This is a genomic window from Citrobacter amalonaticus, from assembly GCF_002918555.1.
Classification (GTDB): Bacteria; Pseudomonadota; Gammaproteobacteria; order Enterobacterales; family Enterobacteriaceae; genus Citrobacter_C; species Citrobacter_C amalonaticus_A.
Genome location: NZ_PQMB01000007.1, coordinates 81,940 through 106,050 on the forward strand (window position 1 = coordinate 81,940; position 24,111 = coordinate 106,050).

General features: G+C 52.4%; 29 protein-coding genes and 1 pseudogene. 15 read left to right on the top strand and 15 right to left on the bottom strand.

Translation table 11 applies throughout. The features are described 5' to 3' along the window. Positions 1 to 4: 4 nt before the first annotated feature. From C3432_RS24255 to rplU, 3 genes are all read right to left on the bottom strand, one after another. A complete protein-coding gene (locus C3432_RS24255; RefSeq protein ID WP_103779730.1) occupies positions 5 to 970 on the bottom strand; it encodes a DMT family transporter in 966 nt (321 codons plus the stop codon). 96 nt (positions 971 to 1,066) lie between these two features. Continuing rightward, the gene (gene rpmA, locus C3432_RS24260; protein WP_003861831.1) at positions 1,067 to 1,324 is read right to left on the bottom strand and encodes a 50S ribosomal protein L27; all 258 of its coding nucleotides are present in this window, start codon (positions 1,322 to 1,324) and stop codon (positions 1,067 to 1,069) included. Between the two features lie 19 nt (positions 1,325 to 1,343). Then, positions 1,344 to 1,655 (bottom strand): 50S ribosomal protein L21, encoded by a 312-nt coding sequence (rplU, locus tag C3432_RS24265; RefSeq protein WP_042325074.1) that lies wholly within the window; start codon positions 1,653 to 1,655, stop codon positions 1,344 to 1,346. Positions 1,656 to 1,913: 258 nt separating this feature from the next. Between rplU and ispB the strand changes: the two genes are divergently transcribed. Together ispB and sfsB are read left to right on the top strand one after the other, a co-directional pair. Next, positions 1,914 to 2,885, top strand: coding sequence for an octaprenyl diphosphate synthase (gene ispB / locus C3432_RS24270; RefSeq protein ID WP_103779732.1), 972 nt, complete (start codon positions 1,914 to 1,916; stop codon positions 2,883 to 2,885). Positions 2,886 to 3,126: 241 nt separating this feature from the next. Next, on the top strand, positions 3,127 to 3,405 hold the full coding sequence (gene sfsB / locus C3432_RS24275) for a DNA-binding transcriptional regulator SfsB (protein ID WP_103779734.1): 279 nt from the start codon (positions 3,127 to 3,129) through the stop codon (positions 3,403 to 3,405). 59 nt (positions 3,406 to 3,464) lie between these two features. On the opposite strand, the gene murA is transcribed toward sfsB, so the two are convergent. The 7 genes from murA to mlaF all read right to left on the bottom strand — a co-directional run bounded on the left by murA (position 3,465) and on the right by mlaF (position 8,270). Beyond that, positions 3,465 to 4,724, bottom strand: a complete 1,260-nt coding sequence (gene murA / locus C3432_RS24280; RefSeq protein ID WP_103779736.1) for a UDP-N-acetylglucosamine 1-carboxyvinyltransferase — start codon at positions 4,722 to 4,724, stop codon at positions 3,465 to 3,467. Positions 4,725 to 4,777: 53 nt separating this feature from the next. Next, positions 4,778 to 5,032, bottom strand: a complete 255-nt coding sequence (gene ibaG, locus C3432_RS24285) for a BolA family iron metabolism protein IbaG (protein WP_146050967.1) — start codon at positions 5,030 to 5,032, stop codon at positions 4,778 to 4,780. Positions 5,033 to 5,158: 126 nt separating this feature from the next. Then, positions 5,159 to 5,452, bottom strand: a complete 294-nt coding sequence (mlaB, locus tag C3432_RS24290; RefSeq protein ID WP_103779740.1) for a lipid asymmetry maintenance protein MlaB — start codon at positions 5,450 to 5,452, stop codon at positions 5,159 to 5,161. Further along, entirely contained in the window at positions 5,452 to 6,087 is a 636-nt protein-coding gene (gene mlaC / locus C3432_RS24295; protein WP_103779742.1) for a phospholipid-binding protein MlaC, read from the bottom strand. The genes mlaB and mlaC overlap by 1 nt, the downstream gene beginning before the upstream one ends. An 18-nt stretch (positions 6,088 to 6,105) precedes the next feature. Then, complete coding sequence (gene mlaD / locus C3432_RS24300) at positions 6,106 to 6,663, bottom strand: outer membrane lipid asymmetry maintenance protein MlaD (protein WP_103779890.1); 558 nt, start codon at positions 6,661 to 6,663, stop codon at positions 6,106 to 6,108. Between the two features lie 4 nt (positions 6,664 to 6,667). Beyond that, positions 6,668 to 7,450: a lipid asymmetry maintenance ABC transporter permease subunit MlaE gene (mlaE, locus tag C3432_RS24305; RefSeq protein ID WP_103779744.1), complete on the bottom strand. Its 783-nt coding sequence runs from the start codon at positions 7,448 to 7,450 to the stop codon at positions 6,668 to 6,670. A 7-nt stretch (positions 7,451 to 7,457) separates the two neighbouring features. Then, on the bottom strand, positions 7,458 to 8,270 hold the full coding sequence (gene mlaF / locus C3432_RS24310; protein ID WP_103779746.1) for a phospholipid ABC transporter ATP-binding protein MlaF: 813 nt from the start codon (positions 8,268 to 8,270) through the stop codon (positions 7,458 to 7,460). 215 nt (positions 8,271 to 8,485) lie between these two features. Here mlaF and C3432_RS24315 point away from each other — a divergent pair, with 215 nt between their 5' ends. The 12 genes from C3432_RS24315 to yrbL all read left to right on the top strand — a co-directional run bounded on the left by C3432_RS24315 (position 8,486) and on the right by yrbL (position 17,281). Next, complete coding sequence (locus C3432_RS24315) at positions 8,486 to 9,463, top strand: calcium/sodium antiporter (RefSeq protein ID WP_103779748.1); 978 nt, start codon at positions 8,486 to 8,488, stop codon at positions 9,461 to 9,463. A 13-nt stretch (positions 9,464 to 9,476) separates the two neighbouring features. Continuing rightward, positions 9,477 to 10,463 (top strand): arabinose-5-phosphate isomerase KdsD, encoded by a 987-nt coding sequence (kdsD, locus tag C3432_RS24320; RefSeq protein WP_103779750.1) that lies wholly within the window; start codon positions 9,477 to 9,479, stop codon positions 10,461 to 10,463. Positions 10,464 to 10,482: 19 nt separating this feature from the next. Then, positions 10,483 to 11,049, top strand: a complete 567-nt coding sequence (kdsC, locus tag C3432_RS24325) for a 3-deoxy-manno-octulosonate-8-phosphatase KdsC (protein ID WP_103779752.1) — start codon at positions 10,483 to 10,485, stop codon at positions 11,047 to 11,049. Further along, the gene (gene lptC, locus C3432_RS24330) at positions 11,046 to 11,621 is read left to right on the top strand and encodes an LPS export ABC transporter periplasmic protein LptC (protein WP_103779754.1); all 576 of its coding nucleotides are present in this window, start codon (positions 11,046 to 11,048) and stop codon (positions 11,619 to 11,621) included. The genes kdsC and lptC overlap by 4 nt, the downstream gene beginning before the upstream one ends. Next, entirely contained in the window at positions 11,590 to 12,144 is a 555-nt protein-coding gene (gene lptA, locus C3432_RS24335) for a lipopolysaccharide ABC transporter substrate-binding protein LptA (protein WP_103779756.1), read from the top strand. The genes lptC and lptA overlap by 32 nt, the downstream gene beginning before the upstream one ends. A gap of 6 nt (positions 12,145 to 12,150) precedes the next feature. Next, positions 12,151 to 12,876: an LPS export ABC transporter ATP-binding protein gene (gene lptB, locus C3432_RS24340; RefSeq protein ID WP_103779758.1), complete on the top strand. Its 726-nt coding sequence runs from the start codon at positions 12,151 to 12,153 to the stop codon at positions 12,874 to 12,876. Positions 12,877 to 12,923: 47 nt separating this feature from the next. Next, positions 12,924 to 14,357 (top strand): RNA polymerase factor sigma-54, encoded by a 1,434-nt coding sequence (rpoN, locus tag C3432_RS24345; protein WP_103779760.1) that lies wholly within the window; start codon positions 12,924 to 12,926, stop codon positions 14,355 to 14,357. Positions 14,358 to 14,379: 22 nt separating this feature from the next. Beyond that, on the top strand, positions 14,380 to 14,667 hold the full coding sequence (gene hpf, locus C3432_RS24350) for a ribosome hibernation promoting factor (protein WP_103779762.1): 288 nt from the start codon (positions 14,380 to 14,382) through the stop codon (positions 14,665 to 14,667). A 118-nt stretch (positions 14,668 to 14,785) separates the two neighbouring features. Continuing rightward, on the top strand, positions 14,786 to 15,277 hold the full coding sequence (gene ptsN, locus C3432_RS24355; RefSeq protein WP_103779764.1) for a PTS IIA-like nitrogen regulatory protein PtsN: 492 nt from the start codon (positions 14,786 to 14,788) through the stop codon (positions 15,275 to 15,277). Between the two features lie 45 nt (positions 15,278 to 15,322). Beyond that, on the top strand, positions 15,323 to 16,177 hold the full coding sequence (rapZ, locus tag C3432_RS24360; RefSeq protein WP_000243747.1) for an RNase adapter RapZ: 855 nt from the start codon (positions 15,323 to 15,325) through the stop codon (positions 16,175 to 16,177). Next, positions 16,174 to 16,446, top strand: a complete 273-nt coding sequence (gene npr / locus C3432_RS24365) for a PTS phosphocarrier protein NPr (protein ID WP_103779766.1) — start codon at positions 16,174 to 16,176, stop codon at positions 16,444 to 16,446. The genes rapZ and npr overlap by 4 nt, the downstream gene beginning before the upstream one ends. A gap of 202 nt (positions 16,447 to 16,648) precedes the next feature. Next, positions 16,649 to 17,281 carry a PhoP regulatory network protein YrbL gene (gene yrbL, locus C3432_RS24370; RefSeq protein WP_103779768.1) on the top strand — a complete coding sequence of 211 codons (633 nt, stop codon included), beginning with the start codon at positions 16,649 to 16,651 and terminating at the stop codon, positions 17,279 to 17,281. A 104-nt stretch (positions 17,282 to 17,385) separates the two neighbouring features. On the opposite strand, the gene mtgA is transcribed toward yrbL, so the two are convergent. The 3 genes from mtgA to arcB form a co-directional block, all read right to left on the bottom strand. Continuing rightward, the gene (gene mtgA, locus C3432_RS24375) at positions 17,386 to 18,105 is read right to left on the bottom strand and encodes a monofunctional biosynthetic peptidoglycan transglycosylase (RefSeq protein ID WP_103779770.1); all 720 of its coding nucleotides are present in this window, start codon (positions 18,103 to 18,105) and stop codon (positions 17,386 to 17,388) included. Then, the gene (elbB, locus tag C3432_RS24380) at positions 18,102 to 18,755 is read right to left on the bottom strand and encodes an isoprenoid biosynthesis glyoxalase ElbB (protein ID WP_103779772.1); all 654 of its coding nucleotides are present in this window, start codon (positions 18,753 to 18,755) and stop codon (positions 18,102 to 18,104) included. The genes mtgA and elbB overlap by 4 nt, the downstream gene beginning before the upstream one ends. Before the next feature lie 240 nt (positions 18,756 to 18,995). After that, positions 18,996 to 21,332: an aerobic respiration two-component sensor histidine kinase ArcB gene (gene arcB / locus C3432_RS24385; RefSeq protein ID WP_103779774.1), complete on the bottom strand. Its 2,337-nt coding sequence runs from the start codon at positions 21,330 to 21,332 to the stop codon at positions 18,996 to 18,998. A gap of 59 nt (positions 21,333 to 21,391) precedes the next feature. Between arcB and C3432_RS28490 the strand changes: the two are divergent. Continuing rightward, a pseudogene (locus C3432_RS28490) lies at positions 21,392 to 21,475 on the top strand (hypothetical protein); the annotation flags it as partial. Here C3432_RS28490 and uxuA read toward each other — a convergent pair. Then, positions 21,472 to 22,536, bottom strand: a complete 1,065-nt coding sequence (uxuA, locus tag C3432_RS24390) for a mannonate dehydratase (protein ID WP_103779776.1) — start codon at positions 22,534 to 22,536, stop codon at positions 21,472 to 21,474. The pseudogene C3432_RS28490 and the gene uxuA sit on opposite strands and share 4 nt — an antisense overlap. Positions 22,537 to 22,689: 153 nt before the next feature. Continuing rightward, positions 22,690 to 23,622: a TIGR01212 family radical SAM protein gene (locus C3432_RS24395; RefSeq protein ID WP_103779892.1), complete on the bottom strand. Its 933-nt coding sequence runs from the start codon at positions 23,620 to 23,622 to the stop codon at positions 22,690 to 22,692. Between the last annotated feature and the right edge of the window lie 489 nt (positions 23,623 to 24,111).

Consider the following 24,111-nt stretch of genomic DNA (forward strand, 5'->3'; position numbering starts at 1 on the left):
TAAATCATTCGCCTGAGCGGGGTTGCGATACCACCGTTTCATGCTTACGTAATCCGCCCCAAATACGATGACCAATGGCGGAGTACATCGCGCCCGCAACCACGACAAACGCACCGAGATAACCTAAAAGGTTTAACATCGGTCTGGCGAAGAAATCGGGCCAGGCCATAGATAATAGATCTGAAAATAACAGCGTAAACAGCGGAGTTAGCGTGATTAACGCGCTAACCTGCGCTGCCTGCCAGCGCGCCATCGCTTCTGCCAGGGCGCCATATCCTACCAGCGTATTCAGCCCGCAGAAAATCAAACATGCGAGCTGCCAATCGCTAAGCTGCGATATCACCCCTGGCTTCGCCAGCGGCAACAGCGCCATCGTACATAAAGTGTACAGTAAAAACAGGATCTGCTGTGATGCCAGACGCCGCAATAACACCTTTTGTGCGACACCATAGCTCACCCAGACCGTCGCCGCCCCGACGCCAAAAATCACACCCCAGGTGTAATCGGTCAGTTTGGTAAAGATCTCGATCAGACTGGTATTAAAGAACATCACCAGCCCACTCAGAAGCATGAGTGCGCCAATTACCTGCGTACCACGCATTTTCTCCTTCAGGATAAATACGCTGGCGACCATCATGCCCACCGGCGACAGCTGGCCGATAACCTGCGAGGCTGTCGGACTCAAATATTGCAGAGAAGAGCTGAACAGGATGAAGTTTCCGAAAAGCCCACCTGTCGCAATCGCCAGCAACACCAGCCAACGCGACTTGCGAAAAATACGCAGCGGTGGAAGTTTTCTTTTAACCGCAAGGATCGCTCCGAGGCCGATACTCGCCATTAAAAAGCGGTAGAAGACAACGGTCGGAGGTTCCATCACCTCCAGCACTTGCTTCATTGCAATTGGTAAAGCCCCCCAGCACATTGCGGTGATGAGCGCTAAAAGAATACCAATGCCAGCCTGCTGCTTCATGCCCGTTTTCCCTACAAGAAAATTTTCCGGGTTTTCAATGTAAAAAGCCCCGCAACACGTTGCGGGGCTTTAATCCGTTACCGGACCACGAAAAACTTACTCAGCAACGATGCTGATGTATTTACGGTTGTTCGGGCCTTTAACTTCGAATTTCACTTTACCGTCTGCTTTAGCAAACAGAGTGTGGTCACGACCGCAACCTACGTTCGTACCCGCGTGGAATTTGGTACCACGTTGACGAACGATGATGCTCCCCGCCAGAACGGATTCGCCACCGAAACGCTTAACGCCCAGGCGTTTAGCTTCTGAATCGCGACCGTTACGAGTGGAGCCGCCAGCCTTTTTATGTGCCATTTAAATCTCTCCTCAGGTCTTAGGCGCTGATGCCAGTAATTTTCACATCAGTGAACCACTGACGGTGGCCCTGCTGCTTACGATAGTGTTTACGACGACGAAACTTAACGATTTTAACTTTCTCGCCACGACCGTGAGCAACAACTTCAGCTTTGATTACGCCGCCATCAACGAAAGGAACGCCGATTTTGACTTCTTCACCGTTTGCGATCATCAGAACTTCAGCGAACTCAATAGATTCGCCAGTTGCGATGTCCAGCTTTTCCAGGCGAACGGTCTGACCTTCGCTTACTCGGTGTTGTTTACCACCACTTTGGAAAACCGCGTACATAAAAAACTCCGCTTCCGCGCACACCTTTTCAATGATTCAGAGTGCGCTATAAATATTCACAATAGGGCGCGAATATTACGCAAAACGCGAGCCTTTGACAAGAGCTACTGGCAATACATGAAGAAAAAAACCACAACGCGTATGGTAACGTTTATCTGCGGCGTTTTTTCAGTACAATCAGTCTATATTTCTAACCCTAAACCCTAAGTTGCCTTGATGTATCGTGAGGTAAACGGGGCTAAAAGCCCGGCTTTTGCGATGAATTTAGAAAAAATCAATGAGTTAACCGCGCAAGATATGGCGGGAGTCAATGCGACAATCCTTAAACAGCTCAATTCCGACGTCCAGCTGATCAACCAGTTAGGGTATTACATTGTTAGCGGTGGCGGAAAACGCATCCGCCCAATGATAGCAGTACTGGCTGCACGCGCTGTCGGCTATCAGGGCAATGCGCACGTCACTATTGCGGCCTTAATCGAGTTTATCCACACCGCGACCCTGTTACATGACGACGTTGTGGATGAATCAGATATGCGGCGTGGAAAAGCAACGGCCAATGCGGCGTTTGGCAATGCGGCCAGCGTACTGGTCGGTGACTTTATCTATACCCGAGCCTTCCAGATGATGACCAGTCTCGGTTCGCTAAAAGTGCTGGAGGTGATGTCTGAAGCGGTGAACGTTATCGCTGAAGGTGAAGTTTTACAGTTGATGAACGTCAATGACCCGGACATCACTGAAGAAAACTACATGCGAGTGATTTACAGCAAAACGGCACGCCTGTTTGAAGCGGCCGCGCAGTGCTCCGGTATTCTTGCTGGCTGTAGCGCCGCGCAGGAAAAAGGACTGCAAGATTATGGTCGCTACCTCGGTACGGCTTTCCAGCTGATTGACGATCTGCTGGATTACAGCGCAGATGGCGAGCATCTTGGTAAAAACGTGGGCGATGACCTCAATGAGGGCAAACCTACGCTGCCACTGCTACATGCGATGCGTAACGGCACGCCTGCACAGGCACAGATGATTCGTAGCGCCATTGAACAAGGAAGCGGTCGGCATCTTCTGGAGCCTGTTCTGGAAGCAATGAACGCCTGTGGTTCGCTGGAATGGACGCGCCAGCGCGCAGAAGAAGAGGCTGATAAAGCGATTGAGGCGCTTCAGGTTCTCCCTGATACTCCGTGGCGCGAAGCATTGATTGGCCTTGCGCATATCGCCGTACAACGCGATCGCTAATTTCTTCTTTGCCATCCCGCGCCCTGCGCGGGATGATTCCTGAAAATTCAAATAAACCGTATAACCCCTCCACTCTTATTGCCGTCTACATTGGTATATAAACAGTCTTTCCCTGGCTTATTCTGAATATCCATGAACTTTACACGAACCTTTTAGAACATTCCTTCTCAGAGAGTTATAGTGTTATTCGCAGGATAACTGTCCAAATCGAAAGTGAATGATCTGAAGGAGCAAGGGAAACATGGAGAGCAAACTCATTGACTGGCACCCGGCTGACATCATCGCCGGATTACGCAAAAGAGGGACATCAATGGCCGCAGAGTCACGCCGGAATGGCTTAAGTTCATCAACGCTGGCAAATGCGTTAACGCGACCGTGGCCAAAAGGAGAATTAATTATAGCAAAAGCGTTAGGAACGGAACCCTGGGTGATTTGGCCATCGCGTTATCACGATCCTAAAACGCATGAATTCATCGACAGAACGCGACTGATGAGAGCACCAAGAGAAAGAAGCGAATAGCAGAAAAGACACACTGAAGCGGTAGCCCCTCGTCATCGACAATGGGGCTACCGGAACGATTACTCGCCTTTCACACGCTCAATATTCGCACCCAACGCACGCAGTTTATCTTCGATACGCTCGTAACCGCGATCGATATGATAAATACGATCCACTACCGTGGTGCCTTCCGCGATACATCCTGCCAGCACCAGGCTCGCTGACGCACGCAGATCTGTCGCCATCACCTGCGCGCCGGAGAGTTTTTCCACACCATGACAAATCACCGTGTTGCTCTCGATCTCCGCATGCGCACCCATACGGCTCAGTTCAGGCACATGCATAAAGCGGTTTTCAAACACGGTTTCGGTGATAAAACCCGTTCCTTCTGCTACCAGGTTTAAAAGGGTAAACTGAGCCTGCATATCGGTCGGGAACGCCGGATGCGGCGCAGTGCGCACGTTTACCGCTTTCGGACGCTTACCGTGCATGTCGAGGCTGATCCAGTCTTCACCGACTTCGATATCTGCGCCGGCATCACGCAGTTTGGCCAGTACGGCATCGAGCGTATCTGGCAGGGCGTTACGGCAGATAATTTTCCCGCGAGAGATTGCAGCGGCCACCAGGAAGGTGCCGGTTTCAATGCGGTCTGGCAGCACGCGATAAACACCGCCGCCCAGACGCTCAACACCTTCAATCGTAATACGATCGGTTCCCTGACCGGTAATCTTCGCGCCCAGCGCAATCAGGAAGTTAGCCGTATCAACGATTTCCGGCTCACGTGCCGCATTTTCGATGACGGTGGTGCCTTCGGCCAGCGTAGCGGCACACATAATGGTTACCGTCGCGCCAACGCTGACTTTATCCATCACAATATGCGCACCTTTCAGACGGCCATCAACGGACGCCTTCACATAGCCCTCTTCCAGCTTGATGGTTGCCCCCAGCTGTTCCAGCCCCGTAATGTGCAGATCAACCGGACGAGCGCCGATAGTGCAGCCGCCAGGCAGTGAAACCTGCCCCTGACCGAAACGAGCAACCAGCGGGCCCAGCGCCCAAATAGACGCACGCATGGTTTTCACCAGCTCGTACGGCGCGCAGAAGACGTTAACGTCGCGGGCATCAATGTGAACGGAACCATTACGCTCAACTTTCGCGCCAAGCTGGCTTAGCAGCTTCATTGACGTATCAACGTCCTTCAGTTTCGGAACGTTCTGGATTTCTACTGGCTCTTCTGCCAGCAGGGCTGCAAAAAGGATGGGCAGTGCGGCGTTTTTCGCGCCTGAAATTGTGACTTCGCCCTGGAGGGTGGTTGGCCCCTGAACACGAAATTTATCCATTATTCTGTTCTCTGTTAAGAATTCATATTCGCTACCGGTGCATCACCCGTAGCTCAAAAACCGTTTAGTTTACGATCGCGCGCCCATTCTTCTGGGGTATACGCTTTAATCGACAGAGCATGAATACGGTTATCCGCAATGTATTCCATCAGCGGAGCGTAAACCGACTGCTGCTTTTTAACCCGGCTCATGCCGTCAAACATCTCGCCCACGGCAATAACCTGAAAGTGACTGCCATCGCCAGAGACGTGGACTTCCTGGAGGGAGAGTGCGTTCATCAGCACGCTCTGAATTTCATTATTTTCCATGGGCTCTTTATTCATCAGATAGTGAAAACAGCCCAACATCTTAGAGCAAAGTGGCGCTGTCATAAATAAGCAAAAAGCCCCGGTGTTCAAACAGTCAGGGCTTTCAGAAGTAAGGTACTGAAAAGATTAACGTGGAAGCACGTCAGCAGGCAAATTATAGAGCTGCGCCAGTGTGTAAACTTTGTCGTTTACCCCCAGCAGCGAAACGCTGTTACCCTGCATCTTCGCCTGATTGATCAAATGAACCAGCAACGCCAGGCCACCGGTATCAACCCGGGTGACCTGACTTAGGTCGATACAGGTCACCCCTTCCATCGCCTCGACGCGCGCATCCCACAACGGGTTAAGCACGTCCTGATCCAGCTCTCCCGCCAGCGCCAGCTTGTCACCTTCACGTGTCCAGCTGAGTAACTGCGTCATTATTTTTTCTCTTCCAGGGTAATTTTCTGTTGAGAAATAGATTTCAACTGCGCGGTCAGACCATCGATACCTTTGGTACGCAGCAGGTCGCTCCACTCATTTTGTTTAGTCGTAATCATGCTGACGCCTTCGGCAATCATGTCATATGCCTGCCAGTTCCCGGTCTGGGTGTTTTTACGCCACTGGAAGTCCAGGCGCACAGGAGGACGACCATTCGGATCGAGGATGGTGACACGGATGGGAAGAATGGTCGCATCGCCCAACGGTTGCTCCGGCGCGATCTGATAAGTCTGACCGTGATACATCGCCAGCGCCTGACCATAGGCCTGTTTCAGGTATTCGCGGAATGCGGCAAAGTAGGCGTCACGCTGCGCAGGCGTAGCGTCTTTGTAGTAACGGCCCAGCACCAGCGCACCGGCGTACTTCACCTGCACATAGGGCAGCAGCTCCTGGTCAACCACGTCACGCAGGTAGTCCGGGTTAGAACGAATTTTTGGCTGCTCGTTTTTCAGGCGGTCAAACGTTTTTTGCGCCGCCTCATTCATCAGCTTATACGGGTTGCTCTGGTCCGCCGCCGTGGCCGCGCTCAGCGGAGCAATCACCAGCAGGGCAATCATCATCAAGCGTTTAAACATACGTCGATTCTCCTGAAATTATTTCGTCGTGCCCGCAGGCGCAGTGGCTTCATTATTGCCTTCAGCGGCAGCTGGCGCATCGCCAGAATTCTTATTGTCATCCCCTTTATTGTTGCTGTTATAAAGGAACTGACCAATCATATCTTCCAGCACCATTGCCGATTTGGTGTCCTGAATCGTACCGCCATCCTTAAGGATAGACGTCCCCAGCTCAGGGTCTTCAAAGCCCACGTTCAGCGCCAGATACTGTTCTCCCAGCAGGCCAGAAGTACGAATGCTCAGCGAGCTGGTATCCGGAATGTGGTTATAACGCTGCTCAATATCCAGCGTCACGCGCGGCAGGTAGGTTTTTGGATCCAGCGAGATATCCGCCACACGCCCGACAACCACGCCGCCGATACGCACCGGTGAACGCTCTTTCAGGCCGCCGATGTTATCGAAGGTTGCATACAGAGTGTAGGTCGGTTCCGTGCGCATTGACGTTACGTTGGCCGCCTTCAGGCAGATAAACAGCGCCGCCAGCAGCGCCGCTAACAAGAAGATCCCCACCCAAATTTCATTTTTTTTCGTTTGCATGAACTCAATTCCCAAACATCAAAGCGGTCAGCACAAAATCCAGGCCCAGAACAGCCAGAGACGAGTGCACAACGGTGCGAGTGGTTGCCCGGCTAATCCCGGCGGAGGTTGGAATCGCATCATAACCATTGAACAGCGAAATCCACGTTACCGTAATGGCGAACACCACACTCTTAATCAAACAGTTCACGAGATCCAGACGCCAGTCGACGGCATTCTGCATCGCCGACCAGAAGAAACCCGCGTCGATCCCCTTCCAGCTCACGCCGACCAGAGATCCCCCCCAGACGCCAACGGCCACAAAAATGATTGTCAGCAGCGGCAGCGAGATAACCCCCGCCCAGAAACGCGGCGAGATAACCCGGCGCAGCGGATCGACCGCCATCATTTCCATACTGGAGAGCTGTTCGGTCGCACGCATCAGGCCAATCTCAGCGGTTAATGCCGAACCAGCGCGTCCGGCAAACAACAGCGCAGCGACTACCGGCCCCAGCTCGCGTAACAGCGAAAGCGCCACCAGCATGCCCAGACTGGTTTCCGCACTGTAGGTGGTCAGAACCAGATAACCCTGTAACCCCAGCACCATGCCAATGAATACGCCAGACACAATAATAATGAGCATCGACAGCACGCCCACATTATAAAGTTGGCGTACCAACAGCGGCGCATGTTTGCGAAATTCCGGCTTGCCGACCAGCGCATTGAATAACATTAACCCGGCACGCCCGAACGTTCTGAGGGTTTTAATCCCCTTGTGTCCCAGCCCTGCCAGTGCATTTAACAGCATGAGTGGCTTAACTCCCTGTTCCGAGTAAATCAGAATGATAATCGCCCGCAGGATAGCGGAACGGAACCGGCCCATCGGCAATGCCATCCAGAAACTGACGGACGCGCGGATCGGCATTTTCCTGCAGATCCTTTGCACTACCGTGGGCCACAATCTTCTTATCCGCCATGATATAAGCGTAGTCCGCGATGCTAAGCACCTCCGGCACATCGTGAGAAACCACCACGCAGGTGACGCCCAGCGCGCTGTTAAGTTCTGAAATCAGCTTAACCAGCACGCCCATGGTGATTGGATCCTGCCCGACAAACGGTTCATCAAACATGATGAGATCCGGCTCCAGCGCAATCGCACGCGCCAGCGCGGCCCTTCGGGCCATCCCGCCAGACAGTTCTGACGGCATTAATTTCGCCGCTCCGCGCAGCCCTACGGCTTCCAGCTTCATCATCACCGTGCTTTTCAGCAGCGGCGCAGGTAATGTCGTATGCTCGCGCAGCGGATAGGCGACGTTATCAAACACGTTCATATCGGTGAACAGCGCACCCGACTGGAACAGCATGCTCATACGCTTGCGTACGGTATACAACCGCGAGCGGGACATCGCCGGAATATTCTCGCCATCAAACAGAATCTCTCCCTTATCTGGCGGGATCTGACCGCCAATCAGGCGTAACAGCGTGGTTTTGCCGATGCCCGATGGCCCCATGATCGCAGTGATCTTGCCACGCGGCACCGTCAGGGAGATGTTATCGAAAATGCAGCGGTCGCCACGCGTAAAGCTGACGTCACGCATATCGACGAGATTCGCCGCAGACTCACCCATTGATTCATCCTTTACTGTCGCTTCAGTACTCACAGAGTTTGGCGTTCAATTTAACCTTGAACCCAGTATATTTACAGAATATTACCCGCGCGGGTTAGCGAAAGCTGGCATTTGTTTTACTTTTTAGTCGCATAAAGTCAAAATTAAGAATTCGCTACGGTTTCCTGATGTTTCCTCCCGCGAACCGGCGAGTATACCCTATGAAAGGACTTTAGATGTTTCTGGCAACGGCGCTGTTAATTATTGGTTTACTATTAGTGGTCTACGGTGCCGACCGTCTGGTGTTTGCTGCATCTATCCTCTGTCGAACGTTGGGTATTCCACCGCTTATTATCGGTATGACGGTCGTCAGTATCGGAACCTCGCTACCGGAGATTATCGTCTCCGTTGCCGCATCGCTGCACGGACAGCTTGATTTGGCCGTAGGTACCGCAATAGGTTCCAACATTACCAATATCCTGCTCATTCTGGGGCTGACAGCCTTAATACGGCCATTTACCGTGCATTCTGATGTTCTGCGCCGTGAACTGCCGTTAATGTTAATCGTTAGCGTCGTGGCCGGTTCCGTACTCTACGACGGACAACTGACCCGTAGCGATGGTATCTTTCTTCTGCTTCTTGCCGTGCTATGGCTGCTGTTCATTGTTAAAATCGCGCGGATAGCCGAGCGGCAAGGCAACGACAGCCTTACCCGGGAACAGCTGGCGGAACTCCCGCGCGAAGGCGGTTTACCGGTCGCCTTTTTGTGGCTGGGTATTGCGCTCATCATCATGCCCATGGCAACGCGTATGGTGGTAGATAATGCCACCGTGCTGGCTAACTACTTTGGGATGAGTGAACTGACTATCGGCCTGACGGTTATCGCTATCGGTACCAGTCTGCCGGAGCTGGCGACGGCCATTGCCGGGGTACGTAAGGGCGAGAATGATATCGCTGTCGGTAATATTATTGGCGCAAACATCTTTAATATCGCGATCGTTCTGGGACTTCCGGCACTGATTTCTCCAGGCGTTGTGAATCCGCTGGCCTTCACCCGAGATTATAGCGTGATGCTGCTGGTGAGCATCATTTTTGCATTACTCTGCTGGCGCCGTCCGCGTCAGGCAGGTCGCGGCACGGGTGTGCTGCTGACTGGCGGTTTTGTCGTATGGCTGGCGATGTTGTATTGGCTATCGCCACTACTCGTTGGATAACTGGAAACGCATTATGTCGCACTTAGAGTTGCAACCGGGTTTTGACTTTCAGCAAGCAGGCAAAGAGGTCCTGGCAATTGAACGTGAAGGCCTGGCGGAGCTTGATCAATACATCAACCAGGCTTTCACCCTGGCATGTGAAAAGATGTTCTGGTGTACCGGAAAAGTAGTCGTAATGGGTATGGGGAAATCGGGGCATATCGGCCGAAAAATGGCCGCGACATTTGCCAGCACCGGTACCTCGTCTTTTTTCGTCCATCCCGGCGAAGCTGCCCATGGCGATCTGGGTATGGTCACGCCGCAGGACGTGGTGATTGCGATTTCAAACTCCGGCGAATCAAGTGAGATCGCTGCGTTAATCCCGGTTCTGAAACGCTTGCAGGTGCCGCTGATTTGTATAACGGGTCGACCGGAAAGCAGTATGGCGCGTGCGGCAGATGTGCATCTGTGTGTTAAAGTACCGAAGGAGGCCTGCCCGCTGGGGCTTGCGCCGACCAGTAGCACCACCGCCACGCTGGTGATGGGCGACGCGCTTGCCGTTGCGCTGCTCAAGGCTCGTGGCTTTACCGCCGAAGATTTTGCGTTATCGCATCCCGGCGGCGCACTGGGTCGTAAGCTTTTGCTGCGTGTTAACGATATTATGCATACGGGTGATGAAATTCCGCATGTCAGCAAAGAGGCCAGCCTGCGCGATGCGCTGCTGGAGATAACCCGCAAGAATCTTGGTATGACCGTAATTTGCGATGATGCAATGAAGATCGACGGTATCTTCACTGACGGTGATTTGCGTCGCGTCTTTGATATGGGCGTCGACGTACGCCAGCTTGGCATTGCCGACGTCATGACGCCGGGGGGAATTCGCGTACGCCCAGGCATTCTCGCCGTCGATGCTCTGAACTTAATGCAGTCCCGCCATATCACTTCGGTCATGGTTGCTGATGGCGACCATTTGCTCGGTGTGTTACATATGCATGATCTACTGCGTGCAGGCGTAGTGTAGAACTTCAAGGATAAAAGAAATGAGTAAAGCAGGTGCGTCGCTTGCGACCTGTTATGGTCCCGTCAGCACAGAAGTCATCGCCAGGGCAGAGAATATCCGTCTGCTGATCCTGGATGTGGATGGCGTTTTGTCTGACGGCCTGATTTATATGGGCAACAATGGTGAAGAGCTGAAAGCCTTCAACGTCCGCGATGGTTACGGCATTCGTTGTGCGCTCACATCGGGTATTGAAGTTGCCATTATTACCGGACGAAAGGCTAAACTTGTAGAAGATCGCTGTGCCACGCTCGGGATCGCCCACCTTTATCAGGGGCAGTCCGATAAGCTTGTCGCGTTTAGCGATTTACTCAACAAGCTGGGTATCTCGCCGGAAAATGTCGCCTATGTCGGCGATGATCTGATCGACTGGCCGGTGATGGAAAAAGTGGGCTTAAGCATCGCCGTGGCGGATGCACACCCGTTGTTAATCCCGCGCGCAAATTACGTGACACAAATTGCCGGAGGACGCGGCGCCGTCCGTGAAGTCTGTGATTTATTATTACTGGCGCAGGGCAAGCTTGATGAGGCCAAAGGGCAATCGATATGAGTAAAGCCAGACGTTGGGTTATCATTGTGCTTTCACTGGCCGTCCTGGTGCTGATCGGTATTAATCTGGCCGATAAAGATGACGCTGCCCAGGTGGTCGTGAACAACAGCGATCCAACCTATAAGAGCGAACATACGGATACCGTCGTGTACAGCCCGGAAGGCGCACTGAATTATCGCCTGATTGCACAGCATGTTGAGTATTATTCCGATCAGGCCATTTCGTGGTTTACCCAGCCGGTACTAACCACCTTTGATAAGGATAAAGTGCCGACATGGTCGATCAAGGCCGATAAAGCCAGGTTAACCGACGATCGGATGCTGTATTTGTATGGTCACGTTGAGGTCAACGCCCTGGTGCCTGATGCCCAACTACGCAGAATTACCACCGATAACGCGCAGATCAACCTGGTGACGCAGGATGTTACCTCTGAGGACCTCGTTACGTTATACGGAACAACATTTAACTCCAGCGGACTGAAAATGCGCGGCAACTTACGCAGCAAGAACGCCGAGCTGATTGAAAAGGTTAGAACCTCCTATGAAATTCAAAACAAACAAACTCAGCCTTAAGCTTGTGCTTGCCAGCTCACTTCTGGCCGCCAGCATTCCGGCGTTCGCCATGACCGGTGACACCGAACAGCCGATCCATATTGAGTCGGATCAGCAGTCCCTGGATATGCAGGGCAACGTGGTGACCTTCACCGGCAACGTCGTTGTCACTCAGGGCACCATTAAAATCAATGCCGACAAAGTGATCGTCACCCGTCCGGGCGGCGAGCAGGGCAAAGAGGTGATTGACGGTTTTGGTAACCCGGCAACGTTTTACCAGATGCAGGATAACGGCAAGCCGGTAAAAGGCCACGCGTCGAAAATGCATTATGAACTGGCTAAAGATTTCGTTGTGCTCACCGGCAACGCCTACCTGGAACAGCTTGACAGCAATATCACCGGCGACAAGATCACCTATCTGGTGAAAGAGCAGAAAATGCAGGCTTTCAGTGAAAAAGGTAAGCGCGTGACCACGGTTCTGGTACCGTCGCAGCTGCAGGACAAAAACAAAGACCAGGCCCCGGCACAAAAGAAGGGTAACTAATTCGTTATGGCAACATTAACTGCAAAGAATCTGGCGAAGGCCTACAAGGGCCGTCGCGTGGTGGAAGATGTCAGTCTGACCGTCAAGTCCGGAGAGATTGTCGGTCTGCTTGGCCCTAACGGTGCGGGTAAAACCACGACATTCTACATGGTTGTTGGTATCGTGCCGCGCGACGCGGGCAACATCATCATCGATGACGAAGATATCAGTCTCCTGCCGCTGCACGCGCGCGCGCGCCGCGGCATTGGTTATTTGCCGCAGGAAGCCTCTATTTTCCGCCGCCTGAGCGTTTACGATAACCTGATGGCCGTACTGCAGATCCGTGACGATCTCTCCAGCGAGCAGCGTGAAGATCGTGCTAACGAACTGATGGAAGAGTTCCATATTGAGCACCTGCGCGACAACATGGGGCAGTCCCTCTCCGGCGGGGAACGCCGTCGTGTGGAGATCGCCCGCGCGCTGGCGGCGAACCCCAAATTCATTCTCCTTGATGAACCCTTTGCCGGTGTTGACCCTATCTCCGTTATCGACATCAAACGCATCATCGAGCACCTGCGCGACAGCGGGCTTGGGGTTCTGATCACCGACCATAACGTCCGTGAAACGTTGGCCGTTTGTGAGCGCGCATACATCGTGAGCCAGGGACACCTGATAGCCCACGGCACACCGACCGAAATCCTGCAGGACGAGCACGTCAAACGCGTATATCTTGGGGAAGACTTCAGACTCTGATAGGGTAGAAGCTCACAACGTCGTAGCGGGAGAAAACGATTCTGAATATGAAGCAAGGTTTGCAACTCAGGCTTAGCCAGCAGCTGGCGATGACGCCTCAGCTACAACAGGCGATCCGTCTGTTGCAGTTGTCCACGCTGGAACTTCAGCAAGAACTTCAGCAAGCACTGGAAAGCAATCCCCTGCTTGAGCAAACCGATCTTCACGACGAAATTGACACCCGCGAAACTCAGGACAGCGAGACGCTGGATACCGCAGACGCGCTCGAACAAAAAGAGATGCCGGAAGAGCTGCCCCTCGATGCCAGCTGGGATGAGATTTACACTGCCGGGACACCGTCCGGCACCAGCGGCGATTATATTGACGATGAGCTACCGGTTTATCAGGGTGAAACTACCCAGTCTTTGCAGGATTACCTGATGTGGCAGATGCAACTGACGCCCTTCTCCGATACGGATCGCGCCATTGCCACATCGATTGTTGATGCGGTTGATGAAACCGGCTATCTCACCGTAACCCTGGATGACATCCTCGAAAGCATGGGCGACGAAGAGATCGGCCTCGATGAGGTCGAAGCGGTGCTCAAACGTATTCAACGTTTCGATCCCGTTGGCGTGGCGGCAAAGGATCTTCGCGACTGCCTGCTGATCCAACTCTCTCAGTTTGATAAATCCACGCCCTGGCTTGAAGAAGCGCAGTTGATCATCAGCGATCATCTCGATCTGCTGGCTAACCATGATTTCCGCAGCCTGATGCGAGTAACCCGCCTGAAAGAAGAAGTGCTGAAAGAGGCGGTCAATCTTATTCAGTCGCTCGATCCCAGACCCGGCCAGTCCATCCAGACCGGCGAGCCTGAGTATGTTATTCCGGATGTACTGGTTCGAAAGCATAACGGTCACTGGACGGTGGAGCTCAATGGCGACAGTATTCCGCGTCTGCAAATCAATCAACACTACGCCGCCATGTGCAACGGTGGGCGTAATGACGCCGACAGTCAGTACATCCGCAGTAATTTACAGGATGCGAAGTGGCTGATCAAAAGTCTGGAAAGCCGTAATGATACGCTACTGCGCGTAAGTCGCTGCATTGTGGAGCAGCAGCAGGCCTTTTTTGACCAGGGTGAAGAATTTATGAAACCGATGGTGCTGGCGGATATTGCCCAGGCCGTCGAGATGCACGAATCGACCATTTCCCGTGTGACCACGCAGAAGTATCTGCACAGTCCACGCGGCATTTTTGAACTGAAGTATTTCTTCTCCAGCCACGTTAACACTGAAGGTGGGGGCGAAGCGTCCTCCACCGCAATCCGTGCGCTGGTAAAGAAGTTGATTGCGGCGGAAAACCCCGCGAAACCGCTGAGCGACAGCAAGCTAACGTCGATGCTGTCAGAACAGGGTATCATGGTGGCGCGCCGTACCGTTGCGAAGTACCGAGAGTCTTTATCCATTCCGCCGTCGAATCAGCGCAAACAGCTGGTTTGACCCAACCGATAAGGAAGACACTATGCAGCTCAACATCACTGGAAACAACGTCGAGATCACAGAAGCCCTGCGTGACTTTGTTAATACCAAGTTCGCTAAACTCGAACACTATTTTGACAGGATTAATCAGGTCTATATTGTGCTGAAAGTGGAGAAAGTGACCCATATCTCGGATGCCACACTGCATGTGAACGGGGGTGAAATTCACGCCAGCGCGGAAGGCCAGGACATGTACGCCGCCATTGATGGTTTGATTGATAAACTGGCAAGACAGCTAACAAAGCACAAAGATAAACTGAAACAACATTAATTGTCCGGGCAGTTAGCGGGTGCAGGACGGCCTGTTGTATGACACAACAGGCCATTTGTACAGTTAGCGCTCCGAATCTGTTCCATCCTGTTGATGGGCCAGGTTCTTAGGTGAAATTATGATAAATAACGATACGACTCTACAACTAAGTAGTGTACTTAACCAGGAATGTACGCGCAGCGGTGTTCACTGCCAGAGTAAAAAACGAGCGCTGGAAATTATCAGCGAACTGGCGGCCAAACAGCTCGGTTTGCCTTCACAAGTGGTGTTTGAAGCCATCCTGACGCGCGAAAAAATGGGCAGTACCGGCATCGGTAACGGGATCGCGATCCCGCACGGTAAGCTGGAGGAAGATACGATGCGCGCCGTGGGCGTATTCGTGCAGCTTGAAACGCCAATTGCTTTTGATGCAATTGATAACCAGCCGGTCGATCTCCTGTTTGCGCTGCTGGTTCCTGCGGATCAAACCAAAACGCATCTGCACACGCTGTCGCTGGTTGCCAAACGTCTGGCGGATAAAACCATCTGTCGTCGTCTGCGCGCCGCGCAAAGCGATGTAGAACTGTATCAAATCATCACTGACACCGAAGGCGGTCAGGATGAAGTGTAACACCCCAATAATATTCCGTTTAGACGTGGTGAGGAGAAACAGTACATGGTACTGATGATCGTCAGCGGTCGTTCAGGGTCTGGTAAATCTGTCGCCCTGCGCGCGCTGGAAGATATGGGTTTTTACTGCGTGGATAACCTTCCCGTTGTACTGTTACCCGATCTGGCTCGTACTCTTGCCGATCGCCAGATTTCTGCAGCCGTCAGCATAGATGTACGTAACATGCCTGAGTCGCCGGAAATTTTCGAACAGGCGATGAATAACCTGCCCGATGCGTTTTCGCCACAGTTGCTGTTCCTTGACGCCGATCGTAACACCCTGATTCGCCGCTACAGCGACACGCGTCGCCTGCATCCACTTTCCAGCAAGAACTTATCTCTGGAAAGCGCTATCGATAAGGAAAGCGACCTGCTGGAGCCGCTCCGTTCCCGCGCCGACCTGATTGTCGATACATCGGAAATGTCCGTCCATGAGCTGGCGGAGATGCTGCGAACCCGACTGTTGGGCAAACGCGAGCGCGAACTGACTATGGTATTCGAGTCCTTCGGCTTTAAGCATGGCATTCCTATTGATGCCGACTATGTCTTCGACGTCCGCTTCCTGCCAAACCCACACTGGGACCCGAAACTGCGCCCAATGACTGGCCTTGATAAACCCGTCGCGGCCTTCCTTGACAGACACACAGAAGTTCACAATTTTATTTATCAGACTCGCAGCTATCTTGAGCTATGGTTACCGATGCTGGAGACTAACAACCGCAGCTACCTTACCGTGGCTATCGGTTGTACCGGCGGGAAACACCGTTCGGTGTATATTGCAGAGCAGCTGGCGGACTACTTTCGTTCACGCGGTAAAAACGTGCAGTCGCGCCATCGTACGCTGGAAAAACGCAAAACATGACCGTCAAGCAAACTGTTGAAATCACCAACAAGCTGGGCATGCATGCCCGGCCAGCCATGAAGCTCTTTGAATTAATGCAGGGTTTTGATGCTGAAGTCCTGCTACGAAACGATGAAGGAACCGAAGCCGAAGCCAACAGCGTGATTGCCCTCCTGATGCTGGATTCTGCGAAAGGCCGCCAGATAGAAATTGAGGCGTCTGGGCCACAGGAAGCTGAAGCACTAGCTGCGGTCATCGCCCTTTTCAACTCGGGTTTTGACGAAGACTAACCTTAACCCATTTGCCGCGTCACCCCATCCCCCAGAAAACGCCTTCCGGCGTTTTTTTATTTCCGCTGAGAATACTTGTACATTTTGTGCGCTTTATCGGCCCTGACTAACATTAGGAAAACCTTAAGAAGTCCCGTTTAAGTTTTGTTTAAGTTGAGAGTTCATACTGAATTATTGTCAGAAAATATTTCCAGGAGAACTCATGATCCGTTTATCCGACCAGACTCCCCTGGGCACCGGACGACATCGTAAATGCTACGCGCATCCGGATGATGCCCAACGCTGCATTAAAATCGTCTACCACGCAGGCGATGGCGGCGAGAAAGAGACAAACCGTGAACTGAAATACTACGCGCACCTGTCTCGCCACCTGAAAGACTGGAGCGGGATCCCACGCTATTACGGCACGGTGGAAACGGACTGTGGCACAGGCTACGTTTATGATGTGATTGCCGATTTTGATGGAAAGCCGTCCGTAACGCTGACCGAATTTGCCGCGCAATGTCGCTATAAAGAGGATATTGCCGTCCTGCGTCAATTGCTGAAAAAGCTCAAACGTTATCTGCGTGACAACCATATCGTCACCATGACGCTAAAGCCGCAGAATATTCTCTGCCATCGTATCAGCGAGTCGGAGGTAATCCCGGTCGTCTGCGATAACATCGGCGAAGGCACGCTGATTCCGCTGGCAACCTGGTCAAAATGGTTCTGCTACCGTAAGCAGGAAAGATTGTGGCAGCGTTTCATCGCCCAGCCAGCACTGGCGGTTGCGCTGGAAAAAGGGACTCAGGCGAAAGACAGAAACAAACTGTCCCTGTCCTCTCACGAAGCCTGATTCGTCCCCAATGCCTGATGGCGCTCCGCTTATCAGGCCAACGGGTACGGTGTTGTTTGTCGGCCGGAGAAGACGTTATCCCCCTCCGGCGACTTTCCGCAAACTTAATGTAAGTTATTGCGAGCCATGAAAGACTCCCCGCCCAACTGCCGCATTTGACGCAGAATCCACGCCTGACGGCTACGCACGTAGCCTGAGGGCGCATTAGCTTTAAAGCGCAGAGGATTAGGCAGAACCGCCGCCAGCAATGCCGCTTCCGACTGCGTTAATCGACTTGCCGGTTTGTGAAAGTAACGCCGGGCCGCCGCCTCTACGCCAAAAACGCCGTCGCCAAACTCCGCAATATTCAGGTAGACGGTCAGAATCCGTCGCTTACTCCAGACCGTTTCAATTCCCAGCGTCAGGCCAGCCTCCAGCCCTTTACGTAGCCAACTGCGGCCGTCCCAGAGAAAGAGATTTTTCGCGGTTTGCTGCGAAAGCGTCGAGGCGCCACGAATGCGATTTTCGCTGCGTTCATTATGCGCCAGCGCTTTCTCAATGGAGGCCATATCAAATCCCCAGTGGTCGGGGAACTTCTGATCTTCCGCGGCAATAACCGCCAGCCCCATCCACGGGGAGATCTCATCCATGCCGACCCAGTCAGAGTGCGCCACATAACCAAAGTCGCCGTGCAGCCACGCGCTAATTTGTCGTTCAGCCATCACCGCCGAAAAAGGCACCGGCACCATGCTAAACAATACAATGCCCCCACCCCAGAATACGGCGAGAACAATAACGACCCGGACAAAAATACGACGTAGAAAGCCGGTAATCCCTTTTCTCATTCCGCCAGAACCAGCACGCGCGATACCAGCTTTTCAATCCCCGTTGCCGCCTGGGCAATATCCTGCGCCAGCATATACGCAGGCGTGGTGACTATCTTGTTCTCTTCATCGACCACGATATCGTCAACCGGACACGGCACATGTTCGGCTCCCATATCCTCCAGCACTTCCGCCGTATCGATTTCTGTGCCAATCGTCAGACGCAGCGGGAAGCTGAAGATTTTCGGTAGCAGGGCTGGTGCTATACACATAAAGCCCAACGGCTTACCCGCCTGGTGCATGGCTACCGCCAGCGCTGCGAGATCCTTATCAACGAGACATGCGCTCCCCTGAGCGGCAAAGTTGCTCAGATTTTTCGCTGCGCCAAAGCCGCCGGGCACAATCAGTGCATCCAGTTCAGCAGAAACCGCCTGCGAGAGAGGCCGAATGTCGCCACGGGTAATACGCGCCGCCTCAATCAATACGTTACGGGTTTCCGCCATCGCATCCCCGGTAAGGTGGTTAACCACGTCAGCCTGCGGTTTATCCGGCGCAAAACAAACGGCCTGCGCGCCGCTACGGGCAATGGCCAGAAGCGTCAACACGGCCTCATGAATTTCAGCGCCGTCGTATACGCCACAGCCACTGAGCACTACGCCAATTTTTTTCATCGTGATGGTCCTCTTTGCAACTTACTGAAGCATATTAATAATTGTGATTTGGATGCTATGCTTCACACATTTAACTGATTCATGTAACAAAGCATTTAAGATTTGCTATCTTATTCTGCGTGCGGCCTGAAAAACATGAAACCCAGAGCTGCGCCCTTGCAAAACTTTATAATAACTTACGGCGCAGCCACGATTTCCCTGGTGTTGGCGCAGTATTCGCGCACCCCGGTTAATCCGGGGTCATTTTTTTTCTGCGTTTGCCACCCAGGCTTTCAGCACTGCGACATCGTGTTGCCACTCCTGTTTCATCTCTTCAATCCATTCAGCTACGTTATCTTCCCAGGCAGGAAGATCCGGTGACTGAATCTGCTGACCCAGTTGCTGTAAGTGACGAAGCCCAACCGATCCGGCTGCGCCTTTAATCTTATGCCCCTCTTCAACCACGCCTTTTTTGTCACGCGCCGTGAGGTTAGATTCCAGCACGCTTAAGTAACCCGGCATCATTTTCTCGAATACCGTCAGCCCATCGGTGATGAGCTTAGGCCCCACCAGCTCAATGTATTGTTCCAGCATGGGAATATCTAACAACGCTTGCGATTTACTGCTCTCTTCAGGTGTCACAGTGTTCTCCTCTTCGTCTCGGGTATCCCAGTACTTCTTGATCATCGCGGTTAGCGCCGGCACCGACAGCGGCTTGCTCAGCACATCATCCATTCCGGCATCCAGATACTCTTTCTTATCTTTCAGAACGTTGGCAGTCAGCGCCACCAGCGGCGGCAGATCTTCCCGCGCATAGCGTTGAGTCAGCTCTCTGGAGATATCCAGCCCCGTCATATCCGGCAACTGGATATCCAGCAGCACCAGGTCATATTCACCTGGCGTGAACATCTCCAGTGCGGCTTTCCCGGTCATCGCCACATCCACACTATTGCCTAATTTCTCCAGTACAGAACGCGCCACGATGACATTCAGCTCAATATCCTCGACCAGCAGCACATTCAGCGCCGGAAGCGGCATCTCGTCATCATCAAAGGCATCTTCAACCTCTTCCGCGACGGCCGGAGCGTGGACCGTGAGGGTAAAGACAGAACCTTTCCCTTGTTCGCTGGAGACGGTGATATCGCCCCCCATATTCTTCGCCAGGCGACGAGAGACCGCCAGACCAATCCCGGTGCCGGTTGCCGGTTTCCCGCCGTTGCTGTCCTTCACCTGATAATACATAGCGAAGATTTTATCCTGTTCGTCCTGCGGAATACCGATGCCTGAGTCTTCTACTTCAAAGTGCAGAACACGGCTTTCGTCATAGCGCACCCGCACCGTCACCTGACCTTGTTGCGTAAATTTCACCGCGTTACTGATCAGGTTCCACAGGATCTGCCGCAGACGCGTACCGTCAGTCACCACCTTATGCGGTAACGGCAAGGTCGGTTCGAGGATAAAGCGCAGCCCTTTTTGCTGGGCCTGCAAACCAGAGAGATTCTCCAGATCCGCAAGGAAACTGGTAAAATCCACCGGCTGGTTATCCAGCTGGACCTTACGCCGCTCCATTTTATCCATATCGATAATATCATTGAAAATATTACCCAGCGTGACCGCAGAGACATGGATTGTTTTCAGGTATTTTTCCTGCTCGGCCGTCAGGTCGGTATCCAGCAGAATACGGCTTAAGCCAACAATACCGTTCAGCGGCGTACGCAGCTCATGACTGATGGTGGAGATAAAGGTGGTTTTATCGCGGCTGGCGCGCTCAAGAGCATCCTGGTAACGCTTACGCTCGGTAATATCGCGCCCAAAGCCCATTAGCCCGTGGCGTTTACCCACGCGATCGTAATATGGCACCTTACGAATTTCAAAACAGGCTTTTCGCCCGTCGGGATAGTCCAGCCACTGTTCATAGGTCAGCGATACGTTATGGCGGAACACTTTCTCATCGGTTTCAATGACCTTTTCCGCGGCTTCCGGCGAGTAAACATCCGCCGGTTTTAAATGCACCAGCTGCTTTTCACTTTTACCGGTCAGGAGTTCCATTGCCCGGTTACAGCCGGAAAACTCTTTATCCTCATTGCGATAAAAAACCAGATCCGGCGAGGCATCAAGGAAGGAGCGTAAAAATGAGGACTGTTGTTCAAGCTGAATCTGCGTCTCCTCACGCTCTTTGATTTCCACCTTCAGCTGCTCAAAGGTCTGCTGGCGTTCCGCCTCTGCCTTCTCACGTTCGGCGATTTCCTGATTAAGCTGGGAGATATTGTCCTTCAACTGCACGTTAAGTTTGAGATCGCGCTCGCGCATCTCTTCCAGCTTCTGTACCAGTCGCGACAGGCGTTGCCGGGATTCCTCAAGTTGTTCCACCACCACTGACAGGAAATAGACCGCCCACGGCGTGATTAATAAACCAAAGAAGATGGAGCGGATAACATCAATGCTCTCAACCTGACCATGTAAAACCATCGTCACGGCCATCTGCACCACAATGGCCAGCACCACCAGCGCCAGCGCCAACAGCATAGAAAAGCGCACCAGACCCAATTTCATCATCAGATCAACGTAGTATTGCGCCAGCATACGGATTTGCTTCATTAGAGGGTTCCTTCACAACAACCTGGCACAATAATACTCAATTCTGAGCGGCACGTTGAAGAATGTGCAAGAAATGCGGGAAGGATAATATTATGTGGCTGACCCAGGGGATGGGTCAGCCGGAAAAGATTATGAGAAGCTAGCGTTTACCCAACGCTTCCCACAAACCTTTCAGATAGGTTACGCCGAGCGCACGGTCGAACAACCCATAGCCGGGACGACCGGTTTCGCCCCAGATGAAACGACCATGATCCGGACGGATATAGCCGCTGAAACCGTTGTCGTATAAAGCCTGCATCACTTTATACATATCCAGAGAACCAAATTCAGACGGATGCGCGCACTCATAAAAGTCTTTATCTTTAATGAGCTTAATATTGCGCACATGGGCAAAGTGGATACGCTTGCGGCGCGTAAATTCAGCCAGAATCTCATACACATTATTACTGGGATCTTCCGCAATTGAACCGGTGCACAGAGTGATGCCGTTTGCTTCAGAATCTACCGCACGGCAAATCCAGTCCAGATCGTCACGGTTTTTCACCACGCGCGGCAGACCAAAAATAGAATACGGCGGGTCGTCCGGATGAATCGCCATTTTCACGCCCACCTCTTCACAGACCGGGATCACCGCGTTCAGGAAATGCACCAAATTTTCACGCAGCGCCTTATCATCCACGTCTTTATATTTGACAAACAGCTCCTGGACTTTCGCCAGTCGCTCAGGTTCCCAACCCGGTAGCGCAAAGCCATTCGAATTTTCCAGAACCTCTTTCACCACCTCTTCCAGACTCTTGTCGATATCCTTTTTCTCAAAAGCCATCGTCAGTGAGCCATCAGGCAGGACGTAGTTCATGTCCGTCTTCATCCAGTCGAAAACCGGCATGAAGTTGTAGCAAATCACTTTAACGCCAAATTGAGCAAGATTGCGGATGGTCTGCTGATAGTTGGCGATATACCGTTCTCGGGAAGGCAGACCAATTTTGATGTCGTCATGAATGTTAACACTTTCAATGACTTCCATTTTCAGTCCGGCATCATGAGCCTGCTTCACCAGCCTCTCGATTTTCTCTACCGGCCAGACTTCGCCAACGGGAACGTCATACAGCGCGCCAACCACGCCTTCCACCCCTGGCACCTGCCGGATATGTTCCAGCGTTACCTTATCTTCTTCTGGCCCAAACCAGCGCATCGTCATTTGCATACAAAACCACCCAGATTAAGACGTTATAATTAACACTCACCTACCATACTAGTATTATTAACCAAGCCAATATTCACTATCGTGATGTAAATCACAGATTTTGTTCAGAGAGGGGAGAAAAGGAAGGAGAAGGCATCACCTCCTCCGATGAATTCAGCACACAGAGGGGGAAATCCAGGGACGACCCAATGCGGAGCCCTGCACGCCATGCTTATTCAGATAGCGATCGAGTTCAACCATCCCCGTCCAGCGGTTCTCACACCATAGCGGAGCGAGCAGCGTCGGGCGACGCGCGCTGGCAGAGATGCGGTGGAAAATGACTTCCGGCGGCGTATGGCGGATCATCTCACCGGCGGTGATGGTGTAGTCGTCCAGCTCAATTCCGCTAAGTCGGCCCGCTTCCCACGCCTTCGCCATAATGCTGCCCTTAACGATATGCAGCGGATGCAGCTTAATACCGTCCACGCCGGTCTCCACAACGCGCGCCATCGTCTGCAAACATTCGCCCTGCCCTTCTCCCGGCAAACCGACTATCAGATGTGAACAGACTTTCAGCCCCCGTTCGCGGGCAAGGCGGGTGGTGCGCTGATAACACGCAAAATCATGTCCACGGTTGATACGATGCAGGGTTTTATCATGGGCAGTCTGTAATCCCAGCTCCAGCCACACTTCGTATCCCTGGTCTTTATATTCGCAGAGCAGATCGAGTACCGCATCCGGTACACAGTCGGGCCGCGTCCCGACGCACAAACCGACGATACTGGCCTGACTCACTGCCTGCTGATACATGGAGCGCAGGACCTGCACCTCAGCAAAGGTACTGGTATAGGCCTGGAAATAGGCCAGATAACGTTTGGCGCGATTGACCAGGTGCGCCTGATGAGCGAGCTGCTCTGCAATGGAGTGATGTTGCTGCGCTTCATCGGCAAAAGAGGCGACGTTACAGAAAGTGCAGCCGCCACGCCCGATGGTGCCGTCGCGATTTGGGCAGCTAAACCCGCCGTGCAGCGTCAGTTTATGAACCTTTTGCCCGTAACGACGAGAAAGATCGCCACCAAACATATTGACTAATTTCTGTAACTGCATAATCTGATAGACCGCGCCTTGAAAAGAGGCCAAAGCCTGCCATTTTTAGCCCTTGTCGGCGATGACCTGGATCAATCGCCACGGCAGGCTTTTATCAATTGCATAATCAATCAAAATAAACGCCATTTCATTCAAAACAACGCCAATGACTTTTCCTTATCTTCAGCTATTTTTTTTATCTTCTGACGCGTTGAGCGCAAAAACAGTATCATGAAATGACTGTTCTACTTAAACCAGCATAAAATGCTATGTCTCAGCGCGAATAAAGGGGAGATAAGCGCTAACATGGCTTTATGATAGTGAGACAGATCACACTCTCCGCTGCGTTTTCCCGCCGTTAAATCAATATAAAAATCTCATCATTTTCAATACATTCAAAAAGATAAGAGATATACAGCACATTTTCGCACTCATAAGCGTGTCATTTGACCTGTGTATAGATTCCCGATAAGTTGGAAATCCGCTGGAAGCTTTCTGGATGAGCAGTGT

Bases quoted from the DNA above. Each gene is read 5' to 3' on its own strand.
- C3432_RS24255 (WP_103779730.1), bottom strand. From the start codon at position 970: ATGAAGCAGCAGGCTGGCATTGGTATTCTTTTAGCGCTCATCACCGCA.
- rpmA (WP_003861831.1), bottom strand. From the start codon at position 1,324: ATGGCACATAAAAAGGCTGGCGGCTCCACTCGTAACGGTCGCGATTCA.
- rplU (WP_042325074.1), bottom strand. From the start codon at position 1,655: ATGTACGCGGTTTTCCAAAGTGGTGGTAAACAACACCGAGTAAGCGAA.
- ispB (WP_103779732.1), top strand. From the start codon at position 1,914: ATGAATTTAGAAAAAATCAATGAGTTAACCGCGCAAGATATGGCGGGA.
- sfsB (WP_103779734.1), top strand. From the start codon at position 3,127: ATGGAGAGCAAACTCATTGACTGGCACCCGGCTGACATCATCGCCGGA.
- murA (WP_103779736.1), bottom strand. From the start codon at position 4,724: ATGGATAAATTTCGTGTTCAGGGGCCAACCACCCTCCAGGGCGAAGTC.
- ibaG (WP_146050967.1), bottom strand. From the start codon at position 5,032: ATGGAAAATAATGAAATTCAGAGCGTGCTGATGAACGCACTCTCCCTC.
- mlaB (WP_103779740.1), bottom strand. From the start codon at position 5,452: ATGACGCAGTTACTCAGCTGGACACGTGAAGGTGACAAGCTGGCGCTG.
- mlaC (WP_103779742.1), bottom strand. From the start codon at position 6,087: ATGTTTAAACGCTTGATGATGATTGCCCTGCTGGTGATTGCTCCGCTG.
- mlaD (WP_103779890.1), bottom strand. From the start codon at position 6,663: ATGCAAACGAAAAAAAATGAAATTTGGGTGGGGATCTTCTTGTTAGCG.
- mlaE (WP_103779744.1), bottom strand. From the start codon at position 7,450: ATGCTGTTAAATGCACTGGCAGGGCTGGGACACAAGGGGATTAAAACC.
- mlaF (WP_103779746.1), bottom strand. From the start codon at position 8,270: ATGGGTGAGTCTGCGGCGAATCTCGTCGATATGCGTGACGTCAGCTTT.
- C3432_RS24315 (WP_103779748.1), top strand. From the start codon at position 8,486: ATGTTTCTGGCAACGGCGCTGTTAATTATTGGTTTACTATTAGTGGTC.
- kdsD (WP_103779750.1), top strand. From the start codon at position 9,477: ATGTCGCACTTAGAGTTGCAACCGGGTTTTGACTTTCAGCAAGCAGGC.
- kdsC (WP_103779752.1), top strand. From the start codon at position 10,483: ATGAGTAAAGCAGGTGCGTCGCTTGCGACCTGTTATGGTCCCGTCAGC.
- lptC (WP_103779754.1), top strand. From the start codon at position 11,046: ATGAGTAAAGCCAGACGTTGGGTTATCATTGTGCTTTCACTGGCCGTC.
- lptA (WP_103779756.1), top strand. From the start codon at position 11,590: ATGAAATTCAAAACAAACAAACTCAGCCTTAAGCTTGTGCTTGCCAGC.
- lptB (WP_103779758.1), top strand. From the start codon at position 12,151: ATGGCAACATTAACTGCAAAGAATCTGGCGAAGGCCTACAAGGGCCGT.
- rpoN (WP_103779760.1), top strand. From the start codon at position 12,924: ATGAAGCAAGGTTTGCAACTCAGGCTTAGCCAGCAGCTGGCGATGACG.
- hpf (WP_103779762.1), top strand. From the start codon at position 14,380: ATGCAGCTCAACATCACTGGAAACAACGTCGAGATCACAGAAGCCCTG.
- ptsN (WP_103779764.1), top strand. From the start codon at position 14,786: ATGATAAATAACGATACGACTCTACAACTAAGTAGTGTACTTAACCAG.
- rapZ (WP_000243747.1), top strand. From the start codon at position 15,323: ATGGTACTGATGATCGTCAGCGGTCGTTCAGGGTCTGGTAAATCTGTC.
- npr (WP_103779766.1), top strand. From the start codon at position 16,174: ATGACCGTCAAGCAAACTGTTGAAATCACCAACAAGCTGGGCATGCAT.
- yrbL (WP_103779768.1), top strand. From the start codon at position 16,649: ATGATCCGTTTATCCGACCAGACTCCCCTGGGCACCGGACGACATCGT.
- mtgA (WP_103779770.1), bottom strand. From the start codon at position 18,105: ATGAGAAAAGGGATTACCGGCTTTCTACGTCGTATTTTTGTCCGGGTC.
- elbB (WP_103779772.1), bottom strand. From the start codon at position 18,755: ATGAAAAAAATTGGCGTAGTGCTCAGTGGCTGTGGCGTATACGACGGC.
- arcB (WP_103779774.1), bottom strand. From the start codon at position 21,332: ATGAAGCAAATCCGTATGCTGGCGCAATACTACGTTGATCTGATGATG.
- uxuA (WP_103779776.1), bottom strand. From the start codon at position 22,536: ATGCAAATGACGATGCGCTGGTTTGGGCCAGAAGAAGATAAGGTAACG.
- C3432_RS24395 (WP_103779892.1), bottom strand. From the start codon at position 23,622: ATGCAGTTACAGAAATTAGTCAATATGTTTGGTGGCGATCTTTCTCGT.